Source organism: Acidovorax sp. KPB24-07 (genome assembly GCF_057543315.1).
The window spans coordinates 1-23,960 of sequence record NZ_BAAJYS010000040.1; the positions used below are offsets into that span (position 1 = coordinate 1).

Annotated in this window: 27 protein-coding genes and 1 pseudogene; 24 read left to right on the forward strand and 4 right to left on the reverse strand. The window is 63.2% G+C overall.

Going from position 1 to position 23,960, the window contains the following annotated elements; translation table 11 throughout:
• Positions 1 to 1,675: Rne/Rng family ribonuclease (locus AC27IQ_RS07455; protein WP_487089076.1), on the reverse strand; the 1,675-nt coding region annotated here is incomplete at its 3' end.
• On the opposite strand from AC27IQ_RS07455, the gene AC27IQ_RS07460 reads away from it, so the two are divergent.
• The 5 genes from AC27IQ_RS07460 to AC27IQ_RS07480 all read left to right on the forward strand — a co-directional run bounded on the left by AC27IQ_RS07460 (position 1,659) and on the right by AC27IQ_RS07480 (position 5,397).
• Positions 1,659 to 1,847: a hypothetical protein gene (locus tag AC27IQ_RS07460; protein WP_272567848.1), complete on the forward strand. Its 189-nt coding sequence runs from the start codon at positions 1,659 to 1,661 to the stop codon at positions 1,845 to 1,847. The two genes, AC27IQ_RS07455 and AC27IQ_RS07460, sit on opposite strands and share 17 nt — an antisense overlap.
• A 407-nt stretch (positions 1,848 to 2,254) precedes the next feature.
• Complete coding sequence (locus tag AC27IQ_RS07465) at positions 2,255 to 3,268, forward strand: RluA family pseudouridine synthase (protein WP_284430040.1); 1,014 nt, start codon at positions 2,255 to 2,257, stop codon at positions 3,266 to 3,268.
• Positions 3,269 to 3,273: 5 nt separating this feature from the next.
• Positions 3,274 to 3,942: an HAD family hydrolase gene (locus AC27IQ_RS07470; protein ID WP_487089077.1), complete on the forward strand. Its 669-nt coding sequence runs from the start codon at positions 3,274 to 3,276 to the stop codon at positions 3,940 to 3,942.
• Positions 3,943 to 3,981: 39 nt separating this feature from the next.
• Entirely contained in the window at positions 3,982 to 4,356 is a 375-nt protein-coding gene (locus tag AC27IQ_RS07475; RefSeq protein ID WP_284430042.1) for a Rieske (2Fe-2S) protein, read from the forward strand.
• 3 nt (positions 4,357 to 4,359) lie between these two features.
• The gene (locus AC27IQ_RS07480; RefSeq protein ID WP_487089078.1) at positions 4,360 to 5,397 is read left to right on the forward strand and encodes a S49 family peptidase; all 1,038 of its coding nucleotides are present in this window, start codon (positions 4,360 to 4,362) and stop codon (positions 5,395 to 5,397) included.
• 90 nt (positions 5,398 to 5,487) lie between these two features.
• Here AC27IQ_RS07480 and AC27IQ_RS07485 read toward each other — a convergent pair whose 3' ends face one another.
• Together AC27IQ_RS07485 and AC27IQ_RS07490 are read right to left on the reverse strand one after the other, a co-directional pair.
• Positions 5,488 to 6,267 carry an SAM-dependent methyltransferase gene (locus AC27IQ_RS07485; protein ID WP_487089079.1) on the reverse strand — a complete coding sequence of 260 codons (780 nt, stop codon included), beginning with the start codon at positions 6,265 to 6,267 and terminating at the stop codon, positions 5,488 to 5,490.
• Positions 6,264 to 6,863, reverse strand: a complete 600-nt coding sequence (locus AC27IQ_RS07490) for a Maf family nucleotide pyrophosphatase (RefSeq protein WP_317359168.1) — start codon at positions 6,861 to 6,863, stop codon at positions 6,264 to 6,266. Before AC27IQ_RS07490 ends, AC27IQ_RS07485 begins: the two co-directional genes overlap by 4 nt.
• Before the next feature lie 25 nt (positions 6,864 to 6,888).
• Between AC27IQ_RS07490 and AC27IQ_RS07495 the strand changes: the two genes are divergently transcribed.
• From AC27IQ_RS07495 to AC27IQ_RS07555, 13 genes and pseudogenes are all read left to right on the forward strand, one after another.
• A complete protein-coding gene (locus tag AC27IQ_RS07495; protein WP_284430045.1) occupies positions 6,889 to 7,440 on the forward strand; it encodes a YceD family protein in 552 nt (183 codons plus the stop codon).
• A 99-nt stretch (positions 7,441 to 7,539) separates the two neighbouring features.
• Positions 7,540 to 7,722 (forward strand): 50S ribosomal protein L32, encoded by a 183-nt coding sequence (rpmF, locus tag AC27IQ_RS07500; RefSeq protein ID WP_092744121.1) that lies wholly within the window; start codon positions 7,540 to 7,542, stop codon positions 7,720 to 7,722.
• 108 nt (positions 7,723 to 7,830) lie between these two features.
• Positions 7,831 to 8,884: pseudogene (gene plsX / locus AC27IQ_RS07505) on the forward strand (phosphate acyltransferase PlsX).
• Positions 8,884 to 9,861, forward strand: a complete 978-nt coding sequence (locus AC27IQ_RS07510) for a beta-ketoacyl-ACP synthase III (RefSeq protein ID WP_272567863.1) — start codon at positions 8,884 to 8,886, stop codon at positions 9,859 to 9,861. Before plsX ends, AC27IQ_RS07510 begins: the two are co-directional and overlap by 1 nt.
• Positions 9,862 to 9,911: 50 nt before the next feature.
• On the forward strand, positions 9,912 to 10,871 hold the full coding sequence (gene fabD, locus AC27IQ_RS07515) for an ACP S-malonyltransferase (RefSeq protein WP_487089080.1): 960 nt from the start codon (positions 9,912 to 9,914) through the stop codon (positions 10,869 to 10,871).
• Positions 10,868 to 11,620, forward strand: a complete 753-nt coding sequence (gene fabG, locus AC27IQ_RS07520) for a 3-oxoacyl-ACP reductase FabG (protein ID WP_487089081.1) — start codon at positions 10,868 to 10,870, stop codon at positions 11,618 to 11,620. Before fabD ends, fabG begins: the two co-directional genes overlap by 4 nt.
• A gap of 103 nt (positions 11,621 to 11,723) precedes the next feature.
• Positions 11,724 to 11,963, forward strand: a complete 240-nt coding sequence (gene acpP / locus AC27IQ_RS07525) for an acyl carrier protein (RefSeq protein ID WP_003058049.1) — start codon at positions 11,724 to 11,726, stop codon at positions 11,961 to 11,963.
• 40 nt (positions 11,964 to 12,003) lie between these two features.
• Positions 12,004 to 13,248 carry a beta-ketoacyl-ACP synthase II gene (fabF, locus tag AC27IQ_RS07530; protein WP_487089082.1) on the forward strand — a complete coding sequence of 415 codons (1,245 nt, stop codon included), beginning with the start codon at positions 12,004 to 12,006 and terminating at the stop codon, positions 13,246 to 13,248.
• A 129-nt stretch (positions 13,249 to 13,377) separates the two neighbouring features.
• Entirely contained in the window at positions 13,378 to 13,803 is a 426-nt protein-coding gene (locus AC27IQ_RS07535) for a hypothetical protein (RefSeq protein ID WP_487089083.1), read from the forward strand.
• Between the two features lie 12 nt (positions 13,804 to 13,815).
• Complete coding sequence (gene rpoE / locus AC27IQ_RS07540) at positions 13,816 to 14,442, forward strand: RNA polymerase sigma factor RpoE (protein ID WP_487089084.1); 627 nt, start codon at positions 13,816 to 13,818, stop codon at positions 14,440 to 14,442.
• Between the two features lie 53 nt (positions 14,443 to 14,495).
• Positions 14,496 to 15,119, forward strand: a complete 624-nt coding sequence (locus AC27IQ_RS07545; protein WP_317359235.1) for a sigma-E factor negative regulatory protein — start codon at positions 14,496 to 14,498, stop codon at positions 15,117 to 15,119.
• Between the two features lie 100 nt (positions 15,120 to 15,219).
• Complete coding sequence (locus AC27IQ_RS07550; protein ID WP_487089085.1) at positions 15,220 to 16,236, forward strand: MucB/RseB C-terminal domain-containing protein; 1,017 nt, start codon at positions 15,220 to 15,222, stop codon at positions 16,234 to 16,236.
• Between the two features lie 141 nt (positions 16,237 to 16,377).
• The gene (locus tag AC27IQ_RS07555; protein WP_487089089.1) at positions 16,378 to 17,862 is read left to right on the forward strand and encodes a DegQ family serine endoprotease; all 1,485 of its coding nucleotides are present in this window, start codon (positions 16,378 to 16,380) and stop codon (positions 17,860 to 17,862) included.
• A 190-nt stretch (positions 17,863 to 18,052) separates the two neighbouring features.
• On the opposite strand, the gene AC27IQ_RS07560 is transcribed toward AC27IQ_RS07555, so the two are convergent.
• Positions 18,053 to 18,328: a hypothetical protein gene (locus tag AC27IQ_RS07560; RefSeq protein ID WP_487089086.1), complete on the reverse strand. Its 276-nt coding sequence runs from the start codon at positions 18,326 to 18,328 to the stop codon at positions 18,053 to 18,055.
• Between AC27IQ_RS07560 and lepA the strand changes: the two genes are divergently transcribed.
• From lepA to recO, 6 genes are all read left to right on the forward strand, one after another.
• Positions 18,318 to 20,126 (forward strand): translation elongation factor 4, encoded by a 1,809-nt coding sequence (lepA, locus tag AC27IQ_RS07565; protein WP_272567874.1) that lies wholly within the window; start codon positions 18,318 to 18,320, stop codon positions 20,124 to 20,126. The genes AC27IQ_RS07560 and lepA overlap by 11 nt on opposite strands.
• 1 nt (position 20,127) lies before the next feature.
• Positions 20,128 to 21,102, forward strand: coding sequence for a signal peptidase I (gene lepB / locus AC27IQ_RS07570; RefSeq protein WP_487089087.1), 975 nt, complete (start codon positions 20,128 to 20,130; stop codon positions 21,100 to 21,102).
• A 53-nt stretch (positions 21,103 to 21,155) separates the two neighbouring features.
• Positions 21,156 to 21,521, forward strand: a complete 366-nt coding sequence (locus AC27IQ_RS07575) for a DUF4845 domain-containing protein (protein ID WP_284395952.1) — start codon at positions 21,156 to 21,158, stop codon at positions 21,519 to 21,521.
• Between the two features lie 3 nt (positions 21,522 to 21,524).
• Positions 21,525 to 22,208, forward strand: a complete 684-nt coding sequence (gene rnc, locus AC27IQ_RS07580; RefSeq protein WP_284407047.1) for a ribonuclease III — start codon at positions 21,525 to 21,527, stop codon at positions 22,206 to 22,208.
• Positions 22,205 to 23,221, forward strand: coding sequence for a GTPase Era (gene era, locus AC27IQ_RS07585; protein ID WP_284430056.1), 1,017 nt, complete (start codon positions 22,205 to 22,207; stop codon positions 23,219 to 23,221). The genes rnc and era overlap by 4 nt, the downstream gene beginning before the upstream one ends.
• Positions 23,222 to 23,367: 146 nt before the next feature.
• Positions 23,368 to 23,960: DNA repair protein RecO (gene recO, locus AC27IQ_RS07590; RefSeq protein ID WP_487089088.1), on the forward strand; the 593-nt coding region annotated here is incomplete at its 3' end.

Genomic DNA, 23,960 nt, shown 5'->3' on the forward strand with positions numbered 1-23,960 from the left:
CCGCTGCCGCGGGTCGGCTGTGCGACGGGTTGCGGGCCGCGCCTTCCGGACGGGGCTCGGCGATCGGCGCCGGCGCGTCGGGCAGCACGCCCTTGATCACCGGGGTCTGCTTGTTGGTGGGCTCCTGCGAGCGGCGCGTGACGGCGGTGGGGTCTTCCACTTCTTCGACGAGCTTGTAACTGGCGTCGATGTGGTCCAGGCGCGGGTCGTCGTGCTTGAGGCGCTCGAGCTTGTAGTTCGGCGTCTCCAGGGTCTTGTTGGGCACCATCAGCACGGTCACGCGCTGCTTGAGTTCGATCTTGGCGATCTCGGGGCGCTTTTCGTTGAGCAGGAACGAGGCCACTTCCACCGGCACCTGGCAGTGCACGGCGGCCGTGTTGTCCTTCATGGACTCTTCCTGGATGATCCGCAGGATCTGCAGCGCCGACGATTCGGTGTCGCGGATGTGGCCCGAGCCGCCGCAACGGGGGCAGGGGATGGAGGAGCCTTCGCTCAGCGCGGGCTTGAGGCGCTGGCGGCTCATCTCCATCAGGCCGAACTTGCTGATCGTGCCGAACTGCACGCGGGCGCGGTCCTGGCGCAGGGCGTCGCGCAGCCGGTTTTCCACTTCGCGGCGGTTCTTCGACTCTTCCATGTCAATGAAGTCGATCACGATCAGGCCGCCCAGGTCGCGCAGGCGCATCTGGCGGGCCACTTCGTCGGCGGCCTCCAGGTTGGTGCGGGTGGCGGTTTCCTCGATGTCGCCGCCCTTGATGGCGCGGGCGGAGTTCACGTCCACGCTCACCAGCGCTTCGGTGTGGTCGATCACGATGGCGCCGCCGGAGGGCAGGGTCACGGTGCGGGCGTAGGCTGACTCGATCTGGTGCTCGATCTGGAAGCGGCTGAACAGCGCGGCGTCGTCGCGGTAGCGCTTGACCTTGCCGGCATGCTCGGGCATCACGTGCGCCATGAACTGGTGCGCCTGCTCGTAGATGTCGTCCGTGTCGATGAGGATGTCGCCGATATCGCCGTTGAAATAGTCACGGATCGCGCGGATCACCAGGCTCGACTCCTGGTAGATCAGGAAGGCGCCCTTGCCGCCCTTGGCCGCGCCGTCGATGGCGGTCCAGAGCTTGAGCAGGTAGTTCAGGTCCCATTGCAGTTCAGGCGCCGTGCGGCCGATGCCGGCGGTGCGCGCGATGATGCTCATGCCCTTGGGGTACTCGAGCTGGTCCATCGCCTCCTTGAGCTCGGCCCGGTCTTCGCCCTCGATGCGGCGCGACACGCCGCCACCGCGCGGGTTGTTGGGCATCAGCACCACATAGCGACCGGCCAGCGACACGAATGTGGTCAGAGCAGCCCCCTTGTTGCCGCGCTCTTCCTTCTCGACCTGCACCAGCAGTTCCTGGCCTTCGCGGATCACGTCGTTGATGCGCGCCTGGCTGACCGAGACGCCTTCGGCAAAGTACTGGCGGGAGATTTCCTTGAAGGGCAGGAAGCCGTGGCGGTCTTCGCCGTAGTCGACGAAGCAGGCTTCCAGCGAGGGCTCGACGCGGGTGACGACGGCCTTGTAGATGTTGCCCTTGCGCTGCTCGCGCCCTTCGATCTCGATTTCGTAGTCCAGCAGCTTCTGGCCGTCGACGATGGCCAGGCGGCGTTCTTCGGGCTGCGTGGCGTTGATGAGCATCCGCTTCATGATGGGATTCCTTTTCGTTGTCGGCCGGGCGGCGCGCAGCGAAAAAGCTGCATCGGCGCGCGTCCCGACCATTCAAACCAATGACACAGGCTCTTCAGGAGCCATGGATGCCAGGGCCGACGCGTTGAAACGAAGGGAATTGCCGCAAAGCCACGCGGCTGCGAAGCACTAGCTTCGCAGTCGTGGCGGGGGCGCGTGGATGGGGGCGAGGGGAAATGTGTGCAGCGTTGCCATGAAAGACTTGGCTGATGGCGCGGGCTGCACGGGCGATGCCGGCGATTGCGGAGCCCATGCCGAAGGCAGGCGCCTTCGCCAAAGGGTCACAATCCATGCCAACAATGCCCACATGTTTTCGCTTTGATCCGCCCGCAGAACCTGCCTGTTGGGCGGCCTGCGGACTGGGGATTCCGGTTTCGGTGTTTCAATTTGTCAGCCGGCCGCGCGGCGTGGGAGCCACCACAGGCATCTGGCCTGCAATCTGCGCACACGACACCCGTTGGCATCGACCTGCCTGCGCGGCTTGCAAGGTTGCGTGGACTAAACTCCAGACAAATCAACCACTTACAGAACATCGCGCAGGTGAAACACATTATAGGGGGCAAACCGGCGACGGACCGTGCCCCGAACCCCGCCCCCGCTGCAGCCCGCATCGTCGAAGTCGACGAGGACTCTGCCGGCCAAAGGCTCGATAACTTTCTGATACGCCATCTGAAGGGCGTCCCCAAAACGCACGTGTACCGCATCATCCGCAGCGGCGAAGTGCGCATCAACAAGGGCCGCGCCAGCGCGGACACCCGGGTCGCCACGGGCGATCAGGTGCGCCTGCCGCCCGTGCGCATCTCGGACAAGGTGGCCGAGAAGGCCGAGCGCCCGGCGCCGGCCCGCGAATTCCCCATCCTGCTGGAGGACGACCACCTGATCGCCATCGACAAGCCCGCGGGCGTGGCGGTGCATGGCGGCAGCGGCGTGAGTTTCGGCGTCATCGAGCAGTTGCGGCAGGCACGTCCCCAGGCGAAGTTCCTGGAACTGGTGCACCGCCTGGACCGCGAGACCTCGGGCATCCTCCTCGTGGCCAAGAAGCGTTCCGCGCTCACGCATCTGCAGGACCAGTTCCGGGAGCGGGAAACCGGCAAGACCTACCTGGCCCTGGTGCCCGGCACCTGGGCGGCCAACAAGAAAGTGATCGACACGCCTTTGCACAAGTATCTGCAGGCCGATGGCGAGCGGCGGGTGCGGGTGACCACGCCGGAAGACCCGGACGGCATGCGCTCCATCACCCTCGTGAAAGTGCGCAGCCACCTGCCGGCGCGCGCGGCCGAGGGGCTGCCGGCCATGAGTCTGCTGGAAGTCACCATCAAGACCGGACGCACCCACCAGATCCGCGTGCACCTGGCCAGCCAGGGCCATGCGATCGCGGGCGACGACAAATACGGCGACTTCGAACTCAACAAGCGGCTGCACAAGCACGGCCTCAAGCGCATGTTCCTGCATGCGTGGCGGTTACAGTTCGCTCATCCCTCCCACGGCGAGCGCATCGAACTGCGCGCAGAGTTGCCGCCTGATCTGGCGCAATTCACCGCCGCCACTGCCTGAACACCATGCCCACGACCCCACGCCGCCGCTTCGACCTCATCGCTTTCGATTGGGACGGCACCCTGTACGACTCCACCGCCATCATCGTGCGCTGCATTCAGGACTCCGTGCGCGACGTCGGCGGCACGGTTCCGACCGATCAGGCCGCGGCCTGGGTGATCGGCATGGGCCTCATGCAGGCGCTGACCCACGCCGCACCCGATGTACCACCGGAAAAACACAGCGAACTTGGCAACCGCTACCGCTACCACTACCTCAAGCACCAGGACGATCTGAGCCTGTTTGCCGGCGTGCTGCCCATGCTGGAAGACCTGCGTGCACGAGGGCACTTGCTGGCCGTGGCGACCGGCAAGAGCCGGCGCGGCCTGGACGAGGTGCTGCACACAGTGGCGCTGCGGGGCATGTTCGATGGTTCGCGCACGGCCGACGAAACCGCTGGCAAGCCGCATCCGCTCATGCTCCAGGAATTGATGGCCGAGTTCGATGTGGCGCCGGAACGCGTGTTGATGATCGGCGACACCACCCACGACCTGCAGATGGCCCTGTCGGCCGGGTGCTCCAGCGTGGGAGTGAGCTACGGAGCGCACGAGCCCGGCGAGTTCGACAGCCTCCAACCCCTGGCCGTCATGCATTCCGTACCGGAACTGCACGCCTGGCTTTTGCGGCACGCCTGACGCTGCAGCCGCCCGCCAGCCCATCGTCGGTACCTTGCCATGGCCCCTTCCTTGCAACCCATCGACCTGTGCCCCAGCGCCGATCTGGTGGACGGCGGGCAGGCCGTTGCTTTCGATGTTTTATACGCCGGCCAAGCCTGCCGCGCCTTTGCCGTGCGCTTCGAAGGCCGGCCCCATGCCTACCTGAACCGTTGCACGCACGTGCCGATGGAAATGGACTACCAGGCGGACCGATTCTTCGACGACACCGGCCAGTGGCTGCTGTGCGCCACGCACGGCGCCGCCTATCGGCCCGATACGGGCGCTTGCGCGGGTGGCCCGTGCCGCGGTGGCTTGGTGAAGATCCAACTCTCCGAAGGCCAGGGCGTAGTGCGCTGGCATACTGAACCCCACTTGCAACCTGTCGAATTCTGACAAATGACCGAACCGACCCGGCCCGAACCTTTTGGTTCTGGGCAGACTCCCCCGCCAGCGCCCGATCTGTGGGCACAGACTGCTACTGAAAAAGAAGCAAAAGACCCTGCGAAGATGCCAGGCTGGGAGCGTGACGTGTTGGAAAAGCTGGTGTTCGCGACCTTGTCCGAGCAGCGCTCTGCACGCCGTTGGCGCATTTTTACCCGGTTGGCGTGGCTGGTCTTCCTGATTGCCGTGGCCTGGGTGTTGCTGGCGCGCGACGCTACCAGCACGAGCAAGAGCACGCCCCACACGGCGGTGGTGGACATCAAGGGTGAGATCGCCGCGGGGGCCGAAGCCAGCGCCGAGTTCGTGGTGGCGGCCATGCGCAGTGCCTTCGAAGACTCCGGATCGCAGGCCGTGGTGCTGCTCATCAACTCGCCGGGCGGCAGCCCGGTGCAGGCCGGCATCATCAATGACGAGATCATTCGCCTGAAGGCCAAGTACAACAAGCCCGTCTATGCCGTGGTGGAGGAAACCTGCGCATCGGCCGCCTATTACATCGCCGCCGCCGCCGACGAGATCTACGTGGACAAGGCTAGCATCGTCGGCAGCATCGGCGTGCTGATGGATGGCTTCGGCTTCACTGGCACGATGGAAAAGCTGGGCGTGGAGCGTCGCCTGCTGACGGCGGGCGAGAACAAGGGCTTCCTCGACCCGTTCAGCCCGCAGACCGAAAAGCAGCGCGCCTATGCGCAGGCCATGCTGGACCAGATCCACCAGCAGTTCATCCATGTGGTCAAGGAAGGGCGCGGCGATCGGCTCAAGCCCACGGCGGACACCTTCAGCGGGCTGTTCTGGACCGGCCAGCAGGCGGTGGAGATGGGGTTGGCCGACCACCTGGGCAACCTCGACTATGTGGCACGCGAGGTCGTCAAGGCGGAAGACATCATCGACTACACCCGCCGCGACAACGTTGCTGAGCGGCTGGTCAAAAAATTCGGCGCTACCATGGGCCAGACGGCCGTGCAGGCCATCAAGGGCGCACCGGCCATCCGCTGAGGGCTCGCTATCCGGGTCTGCCGCCGGGCCGGGCTCGGTGCCCGGCGGTCCGGATCAGCGGTTGGAATCCCTGAGATCTGTTGATCGGGCCTAGCGCCCGATGGCAAAGACGGCCGGTGTCCGGTTATCGGGCACTTCCATTTGCTGTCGCCATTGGCGCACGAGCCGGCTTGCCGTGCGCGCCTGCGGCAGTGTGAGCCCGCTGGCAATCGCCAGCCGGGTATTGGGCTGCAAGGTTTGCACCAGGGCCTGCCACAGCGCGGCGTTGCGGTACGGGGTCTCGATGAACAGTTGCGTTTGCCCCTGCTTGAGCGCCAGGGCTTCCAGTTCGCGGATGCGCTGGGTGCGCTGGGCCGGATCCTGCGGCAGGTAGCCTGCAAAAGCAAAACCCTGTCCATTGAGACCGCTCGACGCCAGCGCCAGCAAGAGCGACACGGGGCCCACCAGTGGCACCACCCTCAGCCCGCAATCGTGCGCGGCACGCACCACCGAGCTGCCAGGGTCCGCCACCGCAGGCATGCCCGCCTCGCTCACCAGGCCCATGTCGTTGCCCGCCAAAGCGGGCGTCAGCAACGTGCGGGCGTCGAAGGTCACATGGCCGTCTGCACCATGGTCGCCTTTCTTGTGCACTTCGCGCGGCAACTCGTCGATCTGCTGCGACTGCAGCGGCAGCTTCAGGGGGAACAACGCATCGACGCGCTTGAGGTATGCGCGGGTACTTTTGGCGTTCTCGCAGATCCAGTGGGTGATTTGCGACGCCGCCTGCAATGTCGCGGCAGGCAGGGATTGATCCAGGGGGGCTTGGATGTCGCAGCCGAAGTCGAGCGGTGCGGGCACCAGGTAGAGCGTGCCGGTCGATGCGGCTGTCATGGCAGTTCCATTCCGGCGGCGCGCAACATGCGACAGGTCCGGATCAGCGGCAGGCCGATCAGCGCTGTCGGGTCATCGCTTTGGATGCTGTCGAGCAGGCTGATGCCCAATCCTTCGCTTTTGGCGCTGCCGGCGCAGTCGTACGGTTGCTCGGCGAGCAGGTAGCGCTCGATCTCCGCATCGGACAGGTCGCGGAAGCGAACTTCCACCGGTGCCAACTCCACCTTTTCAAACCCCGTGGCGGCGCAGACAACCGCCACCGCGGTCTGGAACACGACGCTGTGGCCCCGCATCCGTTGCAGCTGGGCGACCGCTTTCTCGTGTGTGCCGGGCTTGCCCAGCGGTTGTCCCGAGAGATCCGCCACTTGATCGGATCCGATCACTACGGCGTCCGGGTGGACTGCAGAGACGGCGCGGGCTTTGGCCATGGCCAGCCGCAAGGCGAGGGCGCTGGGCGCCTCGCCGGCGTGGGGTGTTTCGTCGACATCGGGCGCTGCGACATCGAAAGGCAGACGCAGGCGGGAGAGCAGTTCGGCCCGGTAGCGGGAGGTCGAGCCCAGCACCAGACGGCGGGGCAGGGAAGGGGATTGAGGCATGCGCTGATTCTCTTACACTGCCGCCATGACCAAGGAATTCTCCCCTCAGCGCCTCGATGTCAAAGCCTTCGCGCAGGCGGGCGGTCACCTGTCCGGCCATGACTCCCTTTTGAAGTACGAACGCCTGGCCCAGGAAGCCAAGGGCCTGCACCCGGATCTCATGGTGGATTGGGCGGTTGACGGCGAAGTGCGCAGCACGCATGGCATCGGCGGACAGATCTGGCTGCGGCTCACAGTGAACGCGGCGCTTCCCATGACTTGCCAGCGCTGCCTCGGATCGGTGGACGTGCCGCTTCAGGTGCAGCGTGAGTTCCGTTTCGTGGCGGATGAAGCCACGGCGGAAGCGCTGGACGACGAGAGCGATGAAGACCTGCTGGCCTTGAGCCGCGAGTTCAATCTGCGAGAGTTGATCGAAGATGAGCTGCTCATGGCATTGCCTCTGGTGCCGCGGCACGACGAATGCCCGGCCCCCGTGCCAATGGAATCCAGCGACGAGGATTTCGAAGAGGCCAGCGCGCAAAAGCCCAACCCTTTTGCGGCACTGGCAGCCTTGCGAAAAGACAAGGCGGAAGACTGAAAACCGTTTGGGCTATAATCGAGGGCTTCGCGCGAATCCCCCTCGTGTCTTTATGGGCTGATCGCGTTTTTACCAACCCTTCAAGACTCAGGAGCCACCATGGCTGTTCAGCAAAACAAAAAATCCCCTTCCAAGCGCGGTATGCACCGTTCGCATAACGCTCTCAACGTGCCTGGCACGGCTGTCGAGCCCACCACCGGCGAAGCCCATCTGCGCCACCACATTAGCCCCAACGGTTTCTACCGTGGCCGCCAAGTGCTGAAGAACAAGTCTGAAGCCTGATTTAACTCGCGCGCCGAGGCCCGCTGCTACGAAATTGGTAGCGCGGGCCTTTGTTTTGTTCGCTGTATTTTCACTTCCGGTCGTTTTCTGCGGTCGGACAAGTCGCCCATGATCACACTGGCTGTTGACTGCATGGGGGGCGATCACGGCCCCCGCGTCACGCTAGCGGCGTGCCGCCAGTTCCTAGAAAACCATCCCGAAGCCCGTTTGCTCCTTGTCGGTCAGCCTGAAAGCCTGAAGGATTTCAAGCACGATCGGGCTTCTGTCACCCCTGCCAGCGAGGTCGTCACCATGGATGATCCGGTGGAGGTTGCCTTGCGCCGCAAAAAGGATTCGTCCATGCGCGTTGCCATCCAGCAGGTCAAGGATGGGACCGCTCAAGCTGCCATTTCTGCGGGCAACACGGGTGCTTTGATGGCCATCGCCCGCTACCTTCTGAAAACCCTGGACGGAATCGACCGCCCCGCGATTGCGACCCAGATACCCAATGCCAAGGGTGGTGCCACGACCGTGCTGGACTTGGGTGCCAACGTGGATTGCAGTGCCGAGCATCTGCTGCAATTTGCCGTGATGGGTTCGGCTCTAGTGTCTGCGCTTCAAGAGGGTTCGGAGCCCACCGTTGGCTTGCTCAACATCGGCGAGGAAGCGATAAAGGGTAGTGAAGTCATCAAAAAAGCGGGTGAATTGTTGCGTACGGTAGGTAACTCTGGCGATCTTCGTTTTTTTTGGCAATGTGGAAGGCGACGACATCTTCAAGGGCACGGTCGATATCGTGGTTTGTGACGGTTTCGTGGGGAATGTGGCTCTCAAGGCCAGCGAAGGCGTAGCCTCCATGATCGTCGGAGGGCTCAAGCAGGAGTTCAAGCGCAATATCTTTACCAAACTGGCGGCATTTGTGGCCTATCCGGTGTTATCTGCTCTCATGAAGCGGATGGATCACCGGCGCTACAACGGGGCAGCGTTGCTAGGGTTGCGTGGATTGGTGTTCAAAAGTCACGGATCGGCGGACGCCATGGCTTTCGAGCAGGCTTTGAACCGGGCGTATGATGCAGCCCGCAACAACCTGCTCGACCGCGTCCGGACGCGGGTGGCGCATGCTGCGCCCTTGCTGGCGCCCTCGGATGCCCAGCCTGTCAACACCGCCGTCGGGTCCCCATATTGATGAGACGCTACTCCCGCATTACAGGCACTGGCAGCAGCCTGCCTCCTCGTCGTCTGACCAATGCCGACCTCGTGGCCGAGTTGGCTCAGCGCGGTGTGGAAACATCGGACGAGTGGATCGTCGAGCGCACCGGCATCCGGGCGCGTCACTTCGCGGAGCGCGATGTCTGCAGCAGCGATCTGGGGCTGGAGGCTTCTCGCAATGCGCTGGAGGCGGCTGGAGTTCAGCCGCAGGACATCGATCTGATCATCGTCGCCACGTCCACGCCGGACATGGTTTTCCCTTCGACCGCCTGCATCTTGCAAAACAAGCTGGGGGCCAATGGATGCCCGGCTTTCGATGTGCAGGCCGTCTGCAGTGGTTTCGTGTATGCGCTGACCGTGGCAGACGCCATGATCCAGTCCGGCAGCGCCCGCCGCGCCCTCGTCGTGGGTGCGGAGGTATTCAGCCGCATCCTCGATTTTGATGACCGCACCACCTGCGTGCTGTTCGGCGACGGCGCAGGCGCCGTGGTACTGGAAGCTTCGGAAACTCCTGGCATCCTGTCGAGCGATCTGCATGCCGATGGTCGGCATGTGGGCATTCTGTGCGTGCCGGGCAACGTCTATGGCGGGCAGATTCTGGGTGACCCGTTGCTCAAGATGGATGGCCAGGCCGTTTTCAAGCTGGCTGTGGGTGTGCTGGAAAAGGCAGCCCGTGCTGCCCTGGAGAAGGCCGGCCTGACCGATGCGGACGTGGACTGGCTGATCCCTCACCAAGCCAATATCCGCATCATGCAAAGTACGGCGAAGAAGCTGGGCCTGTCGATGGACAAGGTGGTCGTCACCGTAGACCAGCATGGCAACACTTCGGCGGCGTCGATTCCCCTGGCACTCGATCATGCGGTTCGCACCGGCCAGGCCAAGCCCGGACAGACGTTGCTTCTGGAGGGCGTGGGAGGCGGTTTTACATGGGGTGCGGTGCTCCTGAAACTGTAGCTTGAAACGCCGAAAAATTAAGCGGTGAAGGCGGTTTTGACCATTCGTTTATGACGACCAAAAAATCTTTTGCATTTGTTTTTCCCGGCCAGGGCTCCCAGTCGGTCGGCATGCTGGATGCCTGGGGCGACCACCCTGTGGTAGCGCAAACCCTGCAGGAGGCTTCCGACGCCCTGGGCGAAGACATCGCACGCTTGATTCATGAGGGCCCGAAAGAAGCGCTTTCGCTGACGACCAATACCCAGCCGGTCATGCTCGTCGCTGGCGTGGCCGCATGGCGCGCATGGGTCTCGGAGGGCGGTGATGTCCCGGCAGCGGTGGCCGGCCACTCGCTCGGCGAATATTCGGCGTTGGTGGCGGCAGGGGTGCTGACGCTGGCGCAGGCCGCGCCGCTCGTTCGTCTGCGTGCTGCCGCCATGCAGGAGGCAGTTCCCGTCGGTGTGGGTGCCATGGCTGCCATTCTGGGCATGGATGCACACAAAGTGATCGAAGGTTGCGCTGCGGCGGCGGCATCTTTCGGTGCGGATGGCGGTGAAGTAGTGGAGGCCGTGAATTTCAACGACCCCATCCAGACCGTGATTGCGGGCACGAAAGCCGGCGTCGACAAGGCGTGCGAACTGTTGAAGGCATCTGGCGCTAAGCGTGCGTTGCCCTTGCCGGTATCCGCTCCTTTTCACTCCAGCCTAATGAAGCCGGCAGCCGAGAAATTGCGGGAGGCCCTGTCGGCGCTTTCCTTGGCGGCCCCGCAGATCCCAGTCGTCAACAACGTGGATGTCGCGGTCCGGCAGGAGGCGGATGCCATCCGCGATGCGCTTTACCGCCAAGCCTTCGGTCCGGTGCGCTGGGTGGAGTGCGTGCAGGCGCTCAAAGCCCGCGGCGTGACGCATCTGGTGGAGTGCGGCCCTGGAAAGGTGCTGGCGGGCTTGGCGAAGCGCATCGATCCAGAGCTGGTCGCTGCTTCTATTTATGACCCGGCCACGCTGGCCGAAACACGAGCATTGTTGGCATGAGCGATACCCCTTCGTTGAATGAAAAGCCCCAGGTAGCGCTGGTCACTGGCGCATCGCGCGGCATCGGCGCTGCCATCGCGGCCGTGTTGACGGCCCGTGGTTATTTGGTGATCGGTACCGCGACGACGGATGAGGGCGCTCAGCGCATCTCTCAGGCACTGTCGTCCGGCGGCGGCCACGGTGTGAATCTGAACGTCACGGATGTGGCGGCTGTCGACGCGTTGATCGACACCATCGTGAAGCAGCATGGTGGTTTGCATGTGCTGGTGAACAATGCTGGCATCACCCGCGACACGTTGTCCATGCGCATGAAGGACGACGACTGGGATGCGGTCATCGACACCAATCTGAAGGCCGTGTTCCAGGTGAGCCGCGCCGTCATTCGACCCATGATGAAACAGCGCTTCGGTCGCATCATCAACATCACCAGCGTGGTGGGGTCGGCAGGCAATCCCGGCCAGGCCAACTATGTGGCAGCGAAGGCGGGCGTGGCAGGCATGGCGCGTGCCCTTGCCCGTGAACTGGCCAGCCGGGGCATTACCGTGAATTGCGTGGCCCCTGGCTTCATTGCGACCGACATGACCGCGCAACTCCCTGCCGAGCAGCAGCAATCGCTGCAATCGCAGATTCCAATGGGCCACATGGGCCGCCCAGAAGACATTGCCCATGCGGTTGCCTATCTGGCATCGGCAGAGGCAGGTTACGTCACGGGTCAGGAGTTGCATGTCAATGGCGGCATGTACATGTAATTGAGCAAAGTTAGCGCCGATTCATCGCGACGGCGGGCTGGTAGGGGACTGATCCCGAAGCAGCTAGAATCGCGGATTCATTCACAACCCTCAAAGGGAAACCATGAGCGATATCGAAGCACGTGTCAAAAAGATCATTGCCGAACAACTCGGCGTTGAAGAATCGCAAGTCACCAATGAAAAGGCTTTTGTGGCCGACCTGGGCGCTGACTCGCTGGACACGGTGGAGCTGGTGATGGCGCTGGAAGACGAGTTCGGCATCGAGATTCCTGACGAAGACGCAGAGAAGATCACCACGGTGCAAAACGCCATCGACTACGCCAATACCCATCAGAAGGCCTGAGCGCCTTCAGTTCAGACAGATTCGTAGAAAGTCTTAGCGCATGAGCCGTCGTCGCGTCGTCGTGACCGGCCTGGGTTGCATCACCCCCGTCGGAAACACGGTGGCAGATGCCTGGGCCAACATCCTGGCCGGTCAATCCGGCATTGACCTCATCACCAAGTTCGACGCTTCGAACTTTGCCTGCAAGATCGCGGGTGAGGTCAAGGGATTCGATCTTGGCGCCTACATGAGCGCCAAGGATGCACGCACGATGGATACCTTCATCCATTACGGCATCGCTGCGGCGGATGAGGCGGTGCGTGATGCCGGCCTTCCGACCGGCGAGGCGTTGGACGAAGAGCTGGCAACGCGCATCGGCTGCATCATCGGGTCTGGGATTGGTGGGTTGCCGTTGATCGAAAACACCCATGCAGAACTGGAAAGCCGGGGTCCTCGCCGGATCACGCCTTTTTTTGTTCCAGCATCCATCATCAACATGGTGGCGGGTCATGTATCGATGCGCTTTGGTTTCAAAGGTCCGAACCTTTCCGTGGTGACGGCATGTACTACGGGCCTGCATTGCATCGGTGAGGCAGCGCGCAAGATCGAGTATGGCGATGCCGATGTGGTGGTCGCCGGCGGCACGGAAGCCACGGTTTCTCCCCTGGGTGTGGGTGGCTTTGCTGCCATGCGCGCCTTGTCCACTCGCAACGATGATCCAAAGACTGCCTCCCGCCCATGGGACAAAGGCCGCGATGGCTTCGTATTGGGCGAGGGTGCAGGGGTGCTGGTGCTGGAAGAATACGAGCACGCCAAAGCCCGCGGCGCCAAGATATACGCAGAATTGTCCGGCTATGGCATGAGCGCCGATGCGGGGCACATGACGGCGCCCAATATGGACGGCCCTCGCCGCGCCATGCAGGCCGCGCTGCGCAATGCCGGTGTCAACGCCGAGGAGGTGGATTACCTCAATGCTCACGGCACCTCAACGCCATTGGGCGATTTGAACGAAACCCATGCGATCAAGGCCGCTTTGGGCGAGCATGCCAAAAAGACGGTGATCAGCTCGACAAAGTCGATGACCGGCCATTTGCTGGGCGGTGCGGGTGGGATTGAAAGCGTGTTCACCGTGATGGCGTTGCGTGACCAGAAGGCGCCCCCAACCATCAATCTCTTCGAGCAAGACCCGGAATGCGATCTGGACTACTGCGCCAACGTCGCCCGAGACATGAAGATGAACATCGCGGTGAAGAACAATTTTGGTTTTGGCGGCACCAACGGCACGCTGGTTTTCAAGCGCGTTTGACGGGGTGGCCAGACCGCTGCGCGGTGCCGGTCGGCCAGCTGTGATGGAAGGGTGGGCTCGGCAATGACCCGCTCCGCCAAGTCTTTTCATGCCCCAGCGACCCGCCATGAGGTGGCGCGGAGCCGCAGGTTGGGCTGGTTCATTGCTGGCGCCCTGCTTGCTGGCCTTGGGGGCTTTGCCGCGTGGATCGCGCAATCTGCTGGGGATGGCCTGCTTCGAGGCACTGTGTTCTTCGTCTTGTGGGGCGCGTTTGCCGGCCTGGCTTGGCGCTTTTGGTTCAGGCTGCCCGTGGGTGCCCTGCATTGGGATGGTTTGCATTGGTCCTTGAATCAAAATGCAGAAATGCCTGTTGCAGGTGAATTGGTTGTCCATGCGGATTTCCAGTCTTTCCTCTTGGTGCAACTGCATAGAGTCGATGGCCGGACCCAGTGGTTGTGCCTCGAGCGTACCCAGCCGCGGGAGGCCTGGGCGGCGCTGCGCCGTGCGGTATATTCGCGCCCCAAGCCAGAGCCCCGTGCCGACGGCATGTTCTCTGTCCGGCGCGGCGACGCGTGAGCCCCTTTTTTCATGACTGCTTCCATGCCCCCGCCTTCCGCCGACAGTGACCTTCAGCTTGTGGAGCGCACGGTTGCGGGTGACCAGAGGGCGTACGAACTGCTGGTGATCAAGTATCAGCGGCGCATCGAACGGCTCATTGGTCGCATGGTCCGCGATTCCGATCTCGTACAGGACATTGCCCAGGAAACGTTCATCCGGGCGTATCGCGCACTGCACAAATTCCGGGGAGAGGCGCAGTTCTATACCTGGCTCTATCGGATCGCGGTCAACACCGCCAAGAAGGCGCTGGTCGACATGAAGCGCAATCCCGTCATCTCGGAAAATGCCTTGCGAGGAAGTGATGACGACGATGAAACTTCCCGACTGGGGCATGAACTAACCACCGACGAGACGCCCGAGACCGTGCTCGCAGCCCAGGAAATCGCGGTGGCGGTGAACGCTGCAATGGATGCGCTGCCTGAAGATTTGCGCCAGGCGGTGACATTGCGTGAGATTGAAGGGTTGACCTACGAGGAGATTGCGGCTGCCATGGATTGCCCCATCGGCACCGTACGTTCCCGTATCTTTCGAGCGCGGGAAGCCATATCGGCCCGTGTCCGCCCTTTGTTGGAGAAGCAGTCGGGCAAGCGGTGGTAGCGCGGTGTGAATGGCAGAGCAGTGAAGCAAAACGTGATGGCTGGGGAACGACCATGAATGACGATCTGAAAATGCGTGAACATTTGTCTGCCCTTGCGGATGGGCAGCTGCGAGGCCAGGAGTTTGGTCAAGCCGTGGACTATGCCAGCAGCAATGCGGACGGCTTTGAAACGTGGCAGATGTATCACCTGATCGGCGACGTGCTTCGCTCTTCCGAGTTGGCGCGTCCGGTGAATTCCTCACTGGTGGACCGGCTTCGCAGCCAGATCGAAGCGGAGGGCATTCAGCGCCCTCCGTTGGTGGCCAGTGCCGTCGTGCAAGGAGCTGTCGCGGAGGTCGTGACGCCTGCTGTGGCTGCCAATGCCTCCGTGTTTCGCTGGAAAATGGCTGCGGGTTTTGCTTCGCTCGCCGCTGTCGGTGCAATCGGATGGACGGCCATGACGGGGATTCAGGCTGGGTCCGAAGGAGCGCAGATGGCTTCCGCTGCGCCAGTGACCGCCGCTCCTGCGGCGGTGGCGGTGGCAGACGCAACGGAAGGAAGCGCACCGCAGGTCATGATCCGCGATCCGCGGCTGGATGAGTTGCTGGCCGCGCACAAACAGTTTGGCAATACGTCGGCGCTGCAAATGCCGGCGGGTTTTCTGCGCAATGCCACCTTCGAGGCTCCGGCGCGCTGAGATCGTGAAGACAGGCCAGGAAGGCCCCTTGTACGCCGCTCACCAGCCTCGAGTCAGAGGTGTTCGTGCCTTGGCTGGCTACCTGAATAGGGCGGCTTCAATGCGCCACGCTCTGGCGTGGGTGCTGCTCGTGGCCGGTTCGGGCCACGCGTTGGCCGGGCCGCCGCCCGCCGTTGCTGCATCCAGTGCGGTGGTGTCTGGCGACGCACGTTCCATTTCCGGTTGGCTGGAGCGCATTCATCGCGCCTCCCGAGAGCACAGCTACAGCGGTACTTTTGTGGTGTTGTCTGCATCGGGGGCCATGGTGAGTTCCCGTATCTGGCATGCGGCCGATGGAAACGACCAGATCGAGCGCATCGAGGCATTGAACGGGTCTCCCCGCGTGGTCTATCGCCGGGAGGGGCTCGTCCGCACCTTCTTGCCCCAGGCGCGCATGGTGCGTGAGGATCGTCGCGACATGCCCAGCTTGTTCCCGCGGCTGCCGGAAACGGCTGATCGCGGACTGGATGCGCACTACACGGTGCAGACCTTGGGGCGTGAACGCGTTGCGGGCCACGAAAGTGAAGTGGCTTGGCTGCGACCCAGGGATGGGCTGCGATTCGGTTACCGCATGTGGGTGGCCGAAGCCTCGGGTTTGATATTGAAGCTGCAGACCCTCGACCTGCGGGGGCGCGTGCTGGAGCAGGCGGCGTTTTCTCAGCTGGAGCTGGATAACGCGGTGCCATTTGCGCGCCTCGTGGGCATGATGGATGACGTACGCGACTTCCGGGTGGTCAGGGTTGCCATGCGCAAGACCACCGCGCAAGCCGAAGGCTGGCGTCTGAGAGCGCCGGTGGGTGGATTCACCCCTGGGGATTGCTACAAGCAAGAGGATGCGGCTGTTGCGCAGTCGGGCCTTCCCTTGCATTGCCTGCTCTCGGATGGGCTGGCGACGGTCTCGCTCTTCTTGGAGCCTTACGACGCCTTCCGCCATGCTGCCGGCCCGAGCGCGGGCAGCATGGGGGCCACCCAGACCCTGGCGCAACGCGTTTCAGGCAACATGTGGCTCACGGCGGTGGGTGAGGTGCCGCAGGAAACCTTGCGGCTGGTGGCCGAGCAATTGGAATACGCCCGTTGAGCAGTGCCGCTGCTGCCCAAGCCGTCCCACTGGGGCGGATGCATGGGCTGCTGACTGTGGTATGGCGGGAACCAAATGTGAACCTTGCAATACGAAGTCCTTTTGCTGCTCCCGATGTCTCCTCTGAATTTTGAAAGAACGATGATGCCGATGACGACGAACTGGAAAAATCTGCAATCGTGCGCGGTGGCCGTCGCGATGGCATTGACCGCTGCCTCTGCGGCTGTGCCTGTCACTGTGTTGGCGCAAACGCCGCCACCCACGGTCCGGGGCCTGCCGGATTTCACGGACCTGGTGGATCAGGTCGGGCCGTCGGTGGTCAACATCCGCACGCTGGAGAAGGCCGCGGAGCGTGCCGGCCCGAACGCCATGGACGAGGAGATGCTCGAGTTCTTCCGCCGCTTCGGCGTGCCCGTGCCGCCCAATGCGCAGCGCCAGCAGCGCCACCGTGCACAGCCCGAGGAAGAGCAGCCACGCGGCGTGGGCTCTGGCTTCATCCTCACGCAAGACGGCTATGTGATGACCAACGCGCACGTGGTGGAGGGCGCGGACGAGGTCATCGTCACCCTGACCGACAAGCGCGAGTTCAAAGCCAAGATCGTGGGCGCCGACAAGCGTACGGATGTGGCCGTGGTCAAGATCGAAGCCACCGGATTGCCGGCCGTCAAGGTGGGCGATCTCAACCGGCTGCGGGTCGGTGAGTGGGTCATGGCGATCGGCTCGCCCTTCGGGCTTGAAAACTCTGTGACCGCGGGCATCGTCAGCGCCAAGCAGCGCGACACGGGCGATTACCTGCCCTTCATCCAGACGGACGTCGCGATCAACCCGGGCAACTCCGGCGGACCGCTGATCAACATGCGTGGCGAGGTCGTCGGCATCAACAGCCAGATCTACTCTCGCTCGGGCGGCTTCATGGGGATCTCCTTCGCCATTCCCATGGATGAGGCCATTCGGGTCAGCGACCAGTTGCGTGCCACGGGTCGCGTGACGCGCGGGCGCATCGGCGTGCAGATCGGCCAGGTCACCAAGGATGTGGCCGAGTCGATCGGTCTGGGCAAGCCCCAGGGGGCGCTCGTGAGTGGGGTGGAGGCGGGGTCTCCTGCCGACAAGGCGGGCGTGGAGGCGGGTGACATCATCACGAAGTTCGACGGCAAGACCATCGAAAAAACCGCCGATCTGCCGCGCCTGGTGGGCAATACCAAGCCGGGCAACAAGAGCACCGTGACGGTCTTCCGCCGAGGTGCGAGCAAAGATCTCTCCATTACCGTGGCCGAGATCGAGCCGGATGACAAGCCGGTGGCGAGCAAAGGTGGCGAGCGTGAAAGCGCAAAACCCAAGCCTTCTCCAGCCGCCCAGCAACTGGGCCTGGCGGTTGCAGAGCTGACTGAAGCCCAGAAAAAGGAGCTGAAGCTCAAGGGCGGGCTGCGTGTCAACGCGGCCACGGATTCGGCCGCGCGTGCCGGCCTGCGCGAAGGTGACGTGATTCTTTCCATCGCCAATATCGAAGTGGCCAACCTGAAGGACTTCGAGGCGGCCCTGGCCAAGGCGGACAAGAGCAAGCCCATCAACGTGCTGTTCCGCCGCGGCGAATGGGCCCAATATGCGTTGATCCGTCCGGCACGTTGACCGGTGACCGCACAAAGCCCCATCCCAAAGTGGGGTTTGGGGCCTTTGCGCAGAAATCCGGTTTGGTCCCTCAACGTTTTTGCGCGGCATTTCCATTGATCGTTTTCGATAGAATGGCGCCTGCTTTTCACGGCTTAACTGCATATCGATTCAATTCTGCGCCACCATGTGTGGGATGGTCTTTAACCATTCACAGGTGATCCACAGTGTGCCCACAAGTTATTCCGGAAGTGGAAAGCGTTTTGTGAATAAGCTGTGTATAAAATGCGCGTTGCAAGGCGGCAACGCCTTCTGAACCTTGTCGGGCGGACTTTCCCTCTCGGCCTTTTTGCCTACAATGAAGTTCCAACCATCGCAGTTGCCAAATGATTGTTGGTTCAGGGCGCGTCACCATTTGACGCGCCCTTTTTTCTTGTGCGCTCCGTTTTAATTCAATCACTTGTCGCTTTCCCTTGATGAACCACATCAGAAATTTTTCCATCATTGCGCACATCGACCATGGCAAATCGACCTTGGCGGATCGCTTGATTCAGCGCTGTGGCGGGCTTGCCGAGCGTGATATGGAAGCCCAGGTGCTCGACTCGATGGACATCGAAAAAGAGCGTGGGATAACCATCAAGGCGCAGACGGCGGCGCTGCAATACAAGGCCAAAGACGGCCAGATCTACAACCTCAATCTGATCGACACGCCGGGCCACGTGGACTTCTCGTATGAAGTCTCGCGCTCGCTTTCGGCCTGCGAAGGTGCGCTGCTGGTCGTCGATGCGTCGCAGGGCGTGGAAGCCCAGACCGTGGCCAACTGCTACACCGCGCTGGACCTCGGCGTGGAGGTGGTGCCCGTGCTGAACAAGATGGACCTGCCGAACGCGGATCCCGACAACGCGAAGGCCGAAGTCGAGGACGTGATCGGTATCGATGCGACCGATGCGATTCCCTGCTCTGCCAAGACGGGCATGGGCATCGATGAGATTCTCGAAGCCATCGTGGCCAAGGTGCCTGCGCCGCGCGGCCAGGCCGATGGCCCGCTGCGCGCGATGATCATCGACAGTTGGTTCGATCCGTACGTCGGCGTCGTGATGCTGGTGCGCGTGGTCGATGGCCGCCTGCTGAAGGGCGAGCGCTTCAAGATGATGGCCAGCGGCGCGGTGTACAACGCCGACAACCTGGGTGTGTTCACGCCCGCGAACGAATCGCGCAACTCGCTCGACGCCGGCCAGGTGGGCTACATCATTGCCGGCATCAAGGAACTGCAGGCCGCCAAGGTGGGCGACACCATCACGCTGGAAAAGAAGCTGCCCAACAATGCCGGTCCGGCGACCGAAGCGCTGCCGGGGTTCAAGGAAATCCAGCCCCAGGTGTTTGCCGGCCTGTACCCGACCGAAGCGAGCGAGTACGACTCGTTGCGCGATGCGCTGGAAAAGCTCAAGCTCAACGATGCCTCGCTTCACTACGAGCCCGAAGTCAGCCAGGCGCTGGGCTTCGGCTTTCGCTGCGGCTTCCTGGGCCTGCTGCACATGGAAATCGTGCAGGAACGCCTGGAGCGCGAGTTCGACCAGGACCTGATCACGACCGCGCCCAGCGTGGTCTACCAGGTGGTGAAGGCCGACGGCGAAGTGGTGATGGTCGAGAACCCCTCCAAGATGCCAGACCAAGGCCGACTGGAGGAGGTGCGCGAGCCCATCGTGACGGTGCACCTCTACATGCCGCAAGACTACGTCGGCCCGGTGATGACACTGGCCAACCAGAAGCGCGGCGTGCAGATGAACATGGCCTACCACGGCCGCCAGGTCATGCTGACCTACGAGATGCCGCTGGGCGAGATCGTGCTGGACTTCTTCGACAAGCTCAAGTCGGTGTCGCGCGGCTATGCGTCGATGGACTACGAATTCAAGGAGTACCGAGCCTCCGACGTGGTGAAGGTGGACATCCTGCTCAACGGCGAGAAGGTCGATGCGCTGTCCATCATCGTGCACCGCTCGCAGTCGCAGTACCGCGGCCGTGCCGTGGTGGCCAAGATGCGCGAGATCATCAGCCGCCAGATGTACGACGTGGCCATCCAGGCGGCGATCGGCGCGAACATCATCGCGCGCGAAACCATCAAGGCGTTGCGCAAGAACGTGCTGGCAAAATGCTACGGCGGCGACATCAGCCGCAAGCGCAAGCTTCTCGAGAAACAAAAAGCAGGCAAGAAACGCATGAAGCAGATCGGTTCGGTGGAAGTGCCCCAGGAAGCGTTTCTGGCCATTTTGCAGGTGGAAGACTGAGATGCAGGCCATGCAATACGTGACCTCCGTGATCCTCGCCGCTTTCGTGGCCTACGTTGGGGCCTGGTACATGGGGGCCATCGAAGGCAACTTCGCCCTGCTGCTGTTCCTGGCGACCGTGGTGACGGGGGCCTACTGGCTGGCGGAGCGGCTGGTCTTCCTGCCGCGCCGCCGCAGGGCGGCCCAGGCGATCGAAGATGCGGCGGCCCATCGGCGCGCCGAACTGGACCGCATGGGCATCCAGAAGGTGGACGGCGACGTGCAGGAGGCCAAGGACCGCATCCTGATGCAGCCCTGGTGGCTGGACTGGACCGCCGGCCTGTTCCCGGTGATCGCCGTGGTGTTCCTGCTGCGCTCGTTCCTGTTCGAGCCGTTCAAGATTCCCTCGGGCTCGATGATTCCCACGCTGCTGGTGGGCGACCTGATCCTGGTGAACAAGTTCACCTACGGCATCCGCCTGCCCGTCATCAACACCAAGCTCACGCAGGGCAATGCGCCCCAACGCGGCGATGTGATGGTGTTCCGCTACCCGCCCCAGCCCAGCATGGACTACATCAAGCGCGTGGTGGGCGTGCCCGGCGACGAAGTGGCCTACCTGAACAAGCGCCTCACGGTGAATGGGCAGGTGGTGGAAACCTCCGCCGTGCCGGACTTCTTCGACGAAGACACGATGCGCTACTTCAAGCAGTTCGAAGAGCAGTTGGGCGACCACCGCCACCGCATGATCAACAACCCCGACGTGCCGGCCTTCGTTCAGGGCGCCAGCGATTTCGCGAACCGCCAGAACTGCCGCTACAGCGTCGAGGGGGTGGTGTGCAAGGTGCCCGAGGGCCAGTATTTCATGATGGGCGACAACCGGGATAACTCCCTCGATTCGCGCTACTGGGGCTTCGTGCCGGACGCCAACATCGTGGGCAAGGCCTTCTTCGTCTGGATGAACTTCGGCAACCTCAAGCGCATCGGTCCGTTCCGCTGAGCACCGGCTTCGCACGTTTCACCACCGCCAATACCAAAGAGGGGTAGATCATCATGGCATTGCACCGTACCGCCAGCCGCGCGCGCCAGCGCGGCCTGTCGTTCATCGGACTGATTTTCATCGGCCTGCTGGCCGTGGCCGCCTTTGCCATCGGCGGGCAGTCGGTGCCGATCTTCCTGGAGTACCAGGCCATCAGCAAGGCCGCCAACAAGGCCGCGCGGGAAGGCAGTTCAGTGCCGGACGTGCGCGCCATCTTCGACCGTGCCGCATCGATCGACAACATCAGCTCGGTCCAGGGCAAGGACCTCGAGGTGACCAAGCGCAACGAGAAGATCGTCGTGTCCTTCAGCTACTCGCGCGAGATCGCCCTGGCCGGCCCGGCCTATCTCGTTTATCGATTCCAAGAACAGACCAAGTAGTCGGTGCAACCCAGCCTTTCCGCACTGCAGGACCGCCTGCAGCATGCTTTCTCCGATCCTTCGCTGCTGCAGCGCGCCATCACGCACCGCAGCTTTTCCGCCGACCACAATGAGCGCCTGGAGTTCCTGGGCGATTCCGTCCTCAGCCTGGCGGTGTCCAGCCTGCTGTACCAGCGCCTGCGCGATCTGCCCGAGGGGGATCTGTCCCGCGTGCGGGCCAATCTGGTCCGGCAGGAGACCCTCCATGAACTGGCATTGCGCCTGAAGCTGCCCGACGTGCTGCGCCTGGGCGAGGGCGAGGCCAAATCGGGCGGCAAGCTGCGGCCATCCATCCTGGCCGACGCGCTGGAGGCGCTCATCGGCGCGGTGTACCTCGATGCCGGGTACCTGCAGGCCGAGGCCCTGGTCCACCGGCTCTTTCAAGGCGTGGAGATCAACCCGCAGATGGAGGCGGCCGCCAAGGACCCCAAAACCGCGTTGCAGGAGTGGCTGCAGGGTCGCAAAATGAAGTTGCCGCAGTACCGGGTGGTGGGTACGGTGGGGGCTGCACACCGCCAGACCTTCGATGTGGAGTGCGAAATCTCCGAACTGGGCCTGACCGAGCGCGGCATCGGCGGCTCACGCCGGGCAGGCGAGCAGGCGGCGGCAGCGGCCATGCTGGTCCTATTGAAAGCGAAGAATCCATGAATGAAGATGCTACAAAAAATGTAGCTGGTGGCGCAGATGAATCTAGCGCTGACGGCCAAAATGACCTGGAAGCGATGCTGGCAGCCGCCAAGCCGGCCAGCGCCCCGGCGGATGCCACCGGCCAGCGTTGCGGCCTGATCGCCATCGTGGGCAAGCCCAATGTGGGCAAGTCCACGCTGCTCAATGCGCTGGTGGGGCAGAAGATCAGCATCACCTCGCGCAAGGCGCAGACCACGCGCCACCGGATCACCGGCATCCGCACGATGGAGCAGACGCAGTTCGTGTTCGTCGACACGCCGGGCTTCCAGACCAAGCACAGCACGGCGCTCAACAAGTCGCTCAACAAGACGGTGATGGGCGCCATCGGCGATGTGGACCTGATTCTTTTCGTGGTCGAGGCCGGCAGCTTCACGCTGGCCGATGCCAAGGTGCTGTCGCTGTTCAAGCCCGGCATCCCCACGCTGCTGATCGCCAACAAGCTCGATACGGTGCACCGCCGCGCGGAAATCGCGCCGTGGCTCAAGGGCATGCAGGAGCGCCATCCGTTCGCCGAGTTCGTGCCCATGTCGGCCAAGAACAAGGGCGATATCGAGCGCCTGTTCGGCATCTGCGCCAAGTACCTGCCCGAGCAGGCCTGGTGGTATGCCGAGGACGAGCTCACCGACCGCAGCGAGAAGTTCCTGGCCTCGGAGACGGTGCGCGAGAAGCTGTTTCGCTTCACGGGGGACGAGTTGCCCTACACCTCGACCGTCGTCATCGACAAGTTCGAGGAAGAAAAGGGCAAGACCAAGAGCCGCATGATCCGTATCGCCGCCACCATCGTGGTGGAGCGCGACGGCCACAAGGCCATGGTGATCGGGGAGAAGGGCGAGCGCCTCAAGCGCATCGGTACCGAAGCGCGGCAGGAGCTGGAAAAGCTCATGGACGCCAAGGTGTTCATCGAGATCTGGGTCAAGGTGCGTTCCGGCTGGGCCGACGACGAAGCGCGCGTGCGCTCGTTCGGCTACGAGTGAATCGACCCTGCGCTGCTTCGGCGGCCTCGGCGCCGTGGGCCACCCCGGGGCTCGGCGCACCCGTGTGCCGGGTGCCCGACCCAAAGAAAACCCTCATCCAGCGCTTGTCCATCAAGCACTGGTCGCTATTGAAAGAATAGCAACCCATGGCTGTGCGCCGTATTGCCGACGAACCCGCCTATGTGCTGCACCGCTACGACTGGAGCGAGTCCAGCCTGATCCTGGACGTGTTCACGCGGCACCATGGCCGGGTCGCGCTGGTCGCCAAGGGCGCCAAGAAGCCCACCTCCAACTTTCGCCCCGTGCTGCTGCCGCTGCAACCACTGCGGGTCAACTACACCCTGTCGGGCGATGGACAGGGCGAGATCCATGCGCTCAAGGGCGCGGAGTGGGTGGGCGGGCACGTCATGCCCACGGGCGATGCGTTGCTGTCGGGTCTGTACCTCAACGAACTGCTGATGCGCCTGATGGCCCGCGAGGATGCCCATGCGCCCCTGTTCGACGCCTATGCCGGCGTGGTGCGGGTGCTCGGCAGCGAGCACGGCGATGCGCTCGAACCCGTGCTGCGCAGCTTCGAACTGCTGCTGCTGCGCGAGATCGGGCTGCTGCCCAGCCTGGGGGCCGAAACGGTCACGCTGGCGCCCTTGCAGCCACCCACCCGGTACACGCTGGTGCCCGAGGCCGGGCTGCGCGCCGCGACGGCCACCGACCGGGCCACGCTGGCCGGCGCGCAATGGCT

Excerpts from the sequence above, each read along its gene's own strand:
- AC27IQ_RS07460 (WP_272567848.1), top strand. The coding sequence starts at position 1,659 with ATGAGCATCCGCTTCATGATGGGATTCCTTTTCGTTGTCGGCCGGGCG.
- AC27IQ_RS07470 (WP_487089077.1), top strand. The coding sequence starts at position 3,274 with ATGCCCACGACCCCACGCCGCCGCTTCGACCTCATCGCTTTCGATTGG.
- AC27IQ_RS07475 (WP_284430042.1), top strand. The coding sequence starts at position 3,982 with ATGGCCCCTTCCTTGCAACCCATCGACCTGTGCCCCAGCGCCGATCTG.
- AC27IQ_RS07480 (WP_487089078.1), top strand. The coding sequence starts at position 4,360 with ATGACCGAACCGACCCGGCCCGAACCTTTTGGTTCTGGGCAGACTCCC.
- AC27IQ_RS07485 (WP_487089079.1), bottom strand. The coding sequence starts at position 6,267 with ATGACAGCCGCATCGACCGGCACGCTCTACCTGGTGCCCGCACCGCTC.
- AC27IQ_RS07490 (WP_317359168.1), bottom strand. The coding sequence starts at position 6,863 with ATGCCTCAATCCCCTTCCCTGCCCCGCCGTCTGGTGCTGGGCTCGACC.
- AC27IQ_RS07495 (WP_284430045.1), top strand. The coding sequence starts at position 6,889 with ATGACCAAGGAATTCTCCCCTCAGCGCCTCGATGTCAAAGCCTTCGCG.
- rpmF (WP_092744121.1), top strand. The coding sequence starts at position 7,540 with ATGGCTGTTCAGCAAAACAAAAAATCCCCTTCCAAGCGCGGTATGCAC.
- AC27IQ_RS07510 (WP_272567863.1), top strand. The coding sequence starts at position 8,884 with ATGAGACGCTACTCCCGCATTACAGGCACTGGCAGCAGCCTGCCTCCT.
- fabD (WP_487089080.1), top strand. The coding sequence starts at position 9,912 with ATGACGACCAAAAAATCTTTTGCATTTGTTTTTCCCGGCCAGGGCTCC.
- fabG (WP_487089081.1), top strand. The coding sequence starts at position 10,868 with ATGAGCGATACCCCTTCGTTGAATGAAAAGCCCCAGGTAGCGCTGGTC.
- acpP (WP_003058049.1), top strand. The coding sequence starts at position 11,724 with ATGAGCGATATCGAAGCACGTGTCAAAAAGATCATTGCCGAACAACTC.
- fabF (WP_487089082.1), top strand. The coding sequence starts at position 12,004 with ATGAGCCGTCGTCGCGTCGTCGTGACCGGCCTGGGTTGCATCACCCCC.
- rpoE (WP_487089084.1), top strand. The coding sequence starts at position 13,816 with ATGACTGCTTCCATGCCCCCGCCTTCCGCCGACAGTGACCTTCAGCTT.
- AC27IQ_RS07545 (WP_317359235.1), top strand. The coding sequence starts at position 14,496 with ATGAATGACGATCTGAAAATGCGTGAACATTTGTCTGCCCTTGCGGAT.
- AC27IQ_RS07550 (WP_487089085.1), top strand. The coding sequence starts at position 15,220 with ATGCGCCACGCTCTGGCGTGGGTGCTGCTCGTGGCCGGTTCGGGCCAC.
- AC27IQ_RS07555 (WP_487089089.1), top strand. The coding sequence starts at position 16,378 with ATGATGCCGATGACGACGAACTGGAAAAATCTGCAATCGTGCGCGGTG.
- lepA (WP_272567874.1), top strand. The coding sequence starts at position 18,318 with ATGAACCACATCAGAAATTTTTCCATCATTGCGCACATCGACCATGGC.
- AC27IQ_RS07560 (WP_487089086.1), bottom strand. The coding sequence starts at position 18,328 with ATGTGGTTCATCAAGGGAAAGCGACAAGTGATTGAATTAAAACGGAGC.
- lepB (WP_487089087.1), top strand. The coding sequence starts at position 20,128 with ATGCAGGCCATGCAATACGTGACCTCCGTGATCCTCGCCGCTTTCGTG.
- AC27IQ_RS07575 (WP_284395952.1), top strand. The coding sequence starts at position 21,156 with ATGGCATTGCACCGTACCGCCAGCCGCGCGCGCCAGCGCGGCCTGTCG.
- era (WP_284430056.1), top strand. The coding sequence starts at position 22,205 with ATGAATGAAGATGCTACAAAAAATGTAGCTGGTGGCGCAGATGAATCT.